The organism is Streptomyces sp. UNOB3_S3, from assembly GCF_020740895.1.
In the GTDB taxonomy this organism is placed as follows: domain Bacteria; phylum Actinomycetota; class Actinomycetes; order Streptomycetales; family Streptomycetaceae; genus Streptomyces.
The window spans coordinates 25,604-32,178 of sequence record NZ_JAILXP010000029.1 but is presented as its reverse complement, the minus strand read 5'-3'; the positions used below and the strand labels follow the sequence as shown (position 1 = coordinate 32,178).

Sequence of the window (6,575 nt, the reverse complement as noted above, 5' to 3'; positions counted from 1 at the left end):
GGTAAGGGGGCGGTGGCATTTCGCCCGGGTACGCCGGTCGGGCGGGCAGAGGCTTCTCGTCCGGGTACGGCGGTGCTGCCGTGGCCTGGCCCGGGTACGGCGGAGGCGTTGAGGTTTCCCCGGGGTAGGAGGGCGGCGTCTCACCCGGGTACGGCGGTGGCGTGGGCATCTCGCCCGGGTACGGCGGCGGGTACGCCGGTGGTGCCGATGCCCCCGGGTGCGGGGGCGGGCCCTCCGGTGGGAGCGGTGCGGTGGCGTGGCCCTGGTCGGCGTGGCCTTGGTCGGGCATGGCTGTACGTCTCCTGGGTCGTTTCCTGGGGCGTTGTCCAAAGGCGTGGTGGCGGTCCGCGCGCGTCAGCCGACGAGGAGCGCGACCGGCAGCAGCACCATCGCGGCCGTGAAACACGCCATGCTCGTCCGCAGCCACGCATACTTGCCGGTGACGATCCGGCTGTTCTCTGTGAGCGCCGACAGGAGCGCCGCCGCGGGAGCGCGCTCGGTCTCGCGTAAGGCCTCCTCCAATGCCGTCGGCCCATGGCGGGCCGCACGGTGGATGTCGGCGAAATGGGTCAGCGGCAGACCGGGCCGCCAGTCGTGCGACCGGTAGCGCGGGACCACCGTCATCAACAGGGCCAGCAGCGATCCGATGAAGCAGGCGACGCCCGCCCACCACATCACCTGCCCGAGCGCCGAGAGGGATGACGGCTGCCAGCCCGGGGCGGCGACGAGTACGGCGATGAGGGCCGACGCGGACATGCCCTGCGCGGCCACCAGGACCGAACCCTTGGTGTCCGCCCGGGCCACTTCCTGGCGGAGCTCCTTCAACAGGCGCTCGGCCGTTCGTGGTTCGGCCACTGATGCCGGAGTGGTGGGTTCCGGGAGGCCGGTGCTCATTGGCCCGGGGGAGGAGTCGAGGGCCGGTACCCGAAGACCGGACCCGCGTCCTTCGGGGCCGCGCCTCCCCCGGGGTGCCCCGGAGGAGCGGGCGGCGGCGCCATCGCGTCGCCATCGGCCGGCCGCGCCGAGTCCTCGGGCGCGGCATCGGGAGCCACGGCCTCGACCGCCGGCAGGTCCCCCGGTACACCCCCCGGTACACCCCCTGGCGGGTCTCCCGGCAGGGCGGACGGGCGCTTGGCGCTGAGGAACTGCTTGGCCAGGTTCACCGCCATCCTGCGCGGCTCGTCCAACTGGTGCTCCTCGAGACCGCCCGGCCCGCCGCCGAGCGCCTGAAGCACGAGCTGCATCTGGCTCTGCATGGTGCGCATCTGGTCCTCCCGGAGGTTCTCCATGACCAGACGGGTGTCCTCGGGGTGCTTGGCGAGCTGGAAAGCCATGGCGGTGGGGCCGCCCTGCTCCAGGTAGTACGCGTAGTACTGGATCTTCTGGGCCTCGATCTCCTGAAGCTCCACTTCCTGCCGGCCGCGGATCAACTGCCGCTCGTGAACGAGGTTCTGATTCTGGAGCTCGACTTGGTGCTGCTGCTGTCCCTGGACGAGGGCGCGCTCCGCCGCGAGCTCGTCCTCCCGCATGAGCAGGGCGTGCCGGGGTTCGAGCTTCTCCCGTGCGAACTGGATCTCCCGCAGCTCGTGCTCGTGCGCCAGGGCGGCTTCGTCCCGGCGGATCTGGAGGACGCAACCGATGTGCAGCCCGGCCGCCGCGCCCAGCGGTTCGGCGGCGGCGAGCGCCCACTGCGCCTCGTGCTCCGCGGCGGCGCTGTCCGTCATCGCGTACCGGCGCAGCACGGGCCGTACGGCGTTGTCGACGAGCCGCTGGATCATGGCGGGCACGTTGCGTTCCCCGCTGGCGACGAAGAGGGCGGGGTGGAGGACCTGCCAGCTGCAGCTGAGGGACACCTCGAAGAGGAACGCGTCGTTGCCGCTGGGCAGGGCCAGGACGGCGTCCGCGTCGTGCAGCCCCATGTCGACCTCGTACACGCTGGTCCAGCGACGGGTGGCCAGCTCGGTGCGGCTCGGGCGGTTCGGTGGCAGATAGGGGTCGAGCCCGCCTTGGGCCGTGGTGAAGACCAGGGCGTAGTCGATGCGGGTGGTGCGGAGGGGCTTGAAGCGTGACAGCTCCTGGATCGTGACGACCGGGTCGACGAGCCGCGAGTGGCGGTCGGCGTCCTGCTGCCACTGGGGTTGGTTGCCCATCATGGTGTTGCTACTCCTTGGAACAGGCCTTGAACTCGTCGGGAAGCGCTCGGGACAGTCCTCGGACAGCTCCCGGGACAGTTTTCGAAACAGTGCTCGTAACGGTGCTCGGGAGTGCCCTTCGGATCAGTCCGAGCGGCGGCGTGGAGAGGCGGTGATCACTGGGGTGCCGGGGCCGTCGGGGTGGGCGAGAGGGACAGGACCGCGCGCAACCGGACGGCCGCGGCGAGGGGAGTGGAGCCCGGTTCGCCACGCAGGTTGTCCAGCAGATAGGCGAGCCGTTTCGTGTCCTCGACCGACACGGCCAGGAGGGGGAGCAGCTCCGAGAGCGCCTGCTCCGCTTCCGGGTCGGCCTCGGCCGCCCGGACCCAGCGGCGCATGGTCTCCAGACCGGACGTCGAGCACAACGGGTCGTTGAGGACACCGCGCCACAGCGCGGCGAGCGACTGCCGGAGCAGCCCACCGGGAGTGCCGGCCGTGGCGTCCGCCCGGCCGAACAGGTCGAGCAGCAGCGGGCGTCCGGCGTCACCGGAGGTGTCCGTGGGGCCGCAGGCGTGGACGACCGTGCGCAGGACGAACTCCCGTGTCGCGCCGCCGCGCATCAAGGGTACGAGCGCGGGCCACAGTTCGGCCGCGGCGCCGCCGGCCTCCCGGCCCCCGCCCCCGTTCTGGCCGGCCGCGAGCAACAGCGTGGCCGCGGACTGGGCGATCTCGTCGAGCTCGTCCGGCCAGCCCGGGGCGGGGCCGCCCCGGGCCTCCACGCCGCGGACCGCTTCCATGAGCGCGTCGAGGGCCTCCGCCGGAAAGGCGTCGCCCACGAGCGCGTAGGTGCGCACAGCGGTCCAGCGCGGCCGGTGGTCGGAATCGGCGCACCACTCCCGCAGGACGCGCGGCACGTGGGGCGCGCCCAGGTGATGGGCGAGGGCGAGGGCGCTGGCCGCCGCCAGCCGGGCGCGGAGCTTGGGCTGCAGGGCCCAGGGCCGGACGAGCAGGGCCATGGTCGACGGGAGGTCGGTCTGTGCCAGCACCGCGGCCGTGGAGGCGGCCCGGGTACGGACGACGGGACGGGGGTCGAGCGCCAGACGGCGCAGCCAGGCCACCAGCGCGGGGCGCGCCGACGGGTGGCCGGTCCAGACCTCGCGGAGCAGGGTGATGGCCGTGAGCGGATCCCGGAACTGCACCTTCGTCTGGAGCACCGGCCCCCATTCGGTCTCCTCGGCCTCCTGGTACCGGTCGGCCTGGGCGTGTTCGACGCGCTGGGCGCTGGAGGTGCCGAAGACGGGGATGCGGGCGGGCTCTCCGGGGTTCTCGATGCGTTGCAGGAAGCCGAAGAGGACGTCGCTCAGCTCGGCCGTGAGGGGGTAGGGGGCCTCGTCGAAGGTGGCGAGCGCGATCAGGAACGCCTTGTCGTGCAGGGTCTGTTCCGTGCTGTCGAACCAGGCCCGTACCTGCCGTTCGGCGGCGTAGTGCCCGAAGGCGGCGAGGTCGGCGAGGGACAGGGTCCCTTGGGCGTACGCGGCGATCCGGTCGGCGAAGCGGGCCAGCTCGGCGACCGGCCTGCGGTGCCCGAGGGCCGACCGCACCTCGGTGAGCGCGAGGAGGTCGTCGACGCCGTGACCGGCCAGGTCCTTGTGGCGCAGGTGCCCCCGGAGTAGCGCGGCAGGCTCGGGCGGCTGCCACGCCACGTGCCCGACGGAGCCGTGGACGACGGGATGCGGCCCGACGACGATGACGAGATGGCTGCCGGAAGCCTGTAACTTCTCGCTCAGGGCACGTAAATGATGCTCGCGCAGGGGGCGTTCGGCCGTGGTGGGGAAGTCGGCGACGAGGTGGCCGCACCCGTCGCGCAGCTCCCCGGCCAGGCGCCCCGGTGACAGCGCCGGGTCCAGGGCGCGGTACGAGGTCGAGCCCACCGCGCGCAGCAGCATGAGAGCCGCGGCACTGCGTCCGGTCGTCGCGGGGCCGGAGATGACGGCGACGCGGTGCTCCTTGAGCCTGGTGAGCGCGAGGTCGAAGGGGCTGCCGGGCTCCCAGGCGCGGGCTTCCGCACTCTCGTCCGCAGCTGTCGATTCGGCTGGCGCGTCCACGGCTGGGTGACGCTCCTCCCGGCCCGGTGCGGCGCCTTCGGCGCGCTCGGGGAAGACGAAGCGGAGGGCGAGCGCGGCGACCTCGGCGGCGGGGATCTCGCCGGACCTCTCCTCGGCGTCGCCGCCCAGGTGGTACTCGATCTTGCTGCCGCCCAGAATCACGTCGCCGGTGACCTGACCGCCGCTGACCCCGTGCTGGTCACCGCCGACGAGCGAGCCGCCCAGCTGCGCGGAGCGGCCGAGCATGATGCCCGGGCTGTGACGGTAGAGGTCCCGGCGGGAGTCCCAGGCGTGTTCGGCGGCGGTGTCGTCGGCCTCGGTGCCGTCGTCGGCCGGGTCCGGGCCGAGGCCGGGGTCCGGTGCGGGAAGCACGTCCGGGGACGGCTCTGCCGGGGCCACCCCCGTGGGTCCCGGCAGAGCCGTGGCACCGGCGGCGTTCTGGTGCTCGTGCGGTGTGCTCACGACCGGTCCCCGTTCTCGGACCGGTTCGCGATCTCGGACCGGTCCCTGTTCCCGGACCGGTTCGCGTTCTCGGGCCGGGCGTCGTGGGCGCGCGGGGCGACGGGTGGCTCGGCGAAGGATCCGCCGAGGATCACATGGCCGGTCACCTGACCGCTGCTGACCCCGTGCTGGTCTCCGACGACCAGCGAGCCGTGGATCACCGGGGCGTCATGGAAGTGGAAGACCGCGCCACCGCGCTGCTCCTGCTGGGACCGGCCGGACGTGGGGCGCGGCTCACTCGCCGCCGTTTCCTGTGCCTGTGAATGTGCCCCTGTCCCTGCTCCTGCCTCTGCCGAATCCGGCACCGACAGCATCCCGCCGGGATGGATCCAGGCGGACAGCACACCGTCCTTGACCGCCACTTCCGTGCGCCGGAAGAGCTCCGGCCGTACCCCGTGGTGGCCGTGGCGGACGATCCCTTCGTAGACCGGGTCGCTGACGGCCAGGACGCAGCCTTGGTCCGGCCGTCCGGCGAGGGCTTTGCGCAGGGCGTCCGAGTCGAGCAGCCGGAACGCCTGGTTGAGGTCGTGCCCGACGAGTCCCCCGGTGGTGCCGGCCTGGGGGTCGTGGGCGACTTCTCCCGCGGCGAGCACCATGCGCAGCCGCATCTGCGCGCTGCTCGAGGCCAGCCGGTTGTGGTCGTGGAGGAGTTCGGGTGTGACGGTGAGGAGCGAGCGCAGGACGGCGGTCTTGGCCACGTCGCCGCTGATGAGGACGATCAGCCCGTCACCGCGGTCCTCCCGGTACTGCTGGGTGGCCTCCACGCCCGCCGCCCCCAGTAACTGGTCCACGACCGTGTTCAGAGTGCGTCGGAGCGCGGCCTGCACCACGTCGTCGCGGCGGCTGAACCGCTCGATGTCGAGGAGCAGGATGGTCCGGTTGACAGGCTCGCGCATGGCCGCCTTCCGCTGGAGAGATGGGCCGGTGAAGGCCGTCTTGACACCCAAAAGATGCCACCGGGAGGGAGTTTGAGGCGATGGAACCTAGCACACTCGCTGTGTGACCACGTACACACAGCGACACTTGTGCCCGGGCCCGTTCGCACGGTGCCGGACGCCTCTCACCGGTCGCCCTGGCATGCCATCCTCCGCAGTACTTCCGGCCGCACCACCACCAGGCCCCGCCGCCCGGTGCGCACGATGCCGCGCTCCCGCAACCCCTTGAGCAGCCGGGCCACCGCTTCCCGGGAGGCGCCCACCGAACCGGCCAGTTCGCTCTGGGTGAGCCCGGGCGTCAGCTGCACCCCGTCCTCCGTATCCTCCCCGTGGCTGTCGATCAGCTCCAGCAACAGCAGGGCGAGCCGTTCCTGCACGTTCAGGGCCGCGTACTGAACCCTTCGGCGGTCGCTGTCGCGCATGCGGTCGGCGGCCAGTGCCAGCAATTTGCGGGAAATGCCCGGCCGTTCGTCGAGAAGGCCGCTGAACTGTTCCGCGTTGATCGCCAGGGTCTCGACCCGCCCCAGCGCCGTCACGGTCGCTCCCCTGGGGCGCCCGGTGAGCACGGCTCCTTCCCCGACGATGTCACCCGGGCCCCGTAGGGCCAGCAGCGCCTCGTAGCCGTTGGCGGCCGCCGAGACCACCTTCGTCCAGCCGGAGAGCAGGATCAGCACGTGCGCCGAAGGCTCGTGCTCATGCAGTAGTACCTGTCGCGCCGCGAAGGCGAGAGGGGTACCGCTCTCGAACAGCGCCTGCCGGTCCTCGGCCTCCAGCCGTACCACGAAGGGAACGCGGTCCTCGAACTTCATCACTGGCATCTCCCACCCCATTCGGCTTTCGCTGCCGCCGGAATATCAGGGCAGACTTGTACCGCACGCCACAACTATTCGCCCCGGGCCTCC

General features: G+C 72.2%; 5 protein-coding genes. All 5 read right to left on the bottom strand.

Translation table 11 applies throughout. From position 1 onward, the window contains the following. Nucleotides 1-354: 354 nt before the first annotated feature. Nucleotides 355-855 (bottom strand): Pycsar system effector family protein, encoded by a 501-nt coding sequence (locus tag K6I33_RS05445; protein WP_229348546.1) that lies wholly within the window; start codon nucleotides 853-855, stop codon nucleotides 355-357. A 35-nt stretch (nucleotides 856-890) separates the two neighbouring features. Beyond that, nucleotides 891-2,153, bottom strand: coding sequence for a PE-PGRS family protein (locus K6I33_RS05440; protein ID WP_229348545.1), 1,263 nt, complete (start codon nucleotides 2,151-2,153; stop codon nucleotides 891-893). Nucleotides 2,154-2,308: 155 nt separating this feature from the next. Beyond that, a complete protein-coding gene (locus K6I33_RS05435; protein ID WP_229348544.1) occupies nucleotides 2,309-4,699 on the bottom strand; it encodes a hypothetical protein in 2,391 nt (796 codons plus the stop codon). Then, nucleotides 4,696-5,634, bottom strand: a complete 939-nt coding sequence (locus K6I33_RS05430; RefSeq protein ID WP_229348543.1) for a hypothetical protein — start codon at nucleotides 5,632-5,634, stop codon at nucleotides 4,696-4,698. The genes K6I33_RS05435 and K6I33_RS05430 overlap by 4 nt, the downstream gene beginning before the upstream one ends. Before the next feature lie 164 nt (nucleotides 5,635-5,798). Then, on the bottom strand, nucleotides 5,799-6,491 hold the full coding sequence (locus tag K6I33_RS05425; RefSeq protein WP_229348542.1) for a Crp/Fnr family transcriptional regulator: 693 nt from the start codon (nucleotides 6,489-6,491) through the stop codon (nucleotides 5,799-5,801). Nucleotides 6,492-6,575: the final 84 nt, after the last annotated feature.

Excerpts from the sequence above, each read along its gene's own strand:
- K6I33_RS05440 (WP_229348545.1), bottom strand. The coding sequence starts at position 2,153 with ATGATGGGCAACCAACCCCAGTGGCAGCAGGACGCCGACCGCCACTCG.
- K6I33_RS05430 (WP_229348543.1), bottom strand. The coding sequence starts at position 5,634 with ATGCGCGAGCCTGTCAACCGGACCATCCTGCTCCTCGACATCGAGCGG.
- K6I33_RS05425 (WP_229348542.1), bottom strand. The coding sequence starts at position 6,491 with ATGCCAGTGATGAAGTTCGAGGACCGCGTTCCCTTCGTGGTACGGCTG.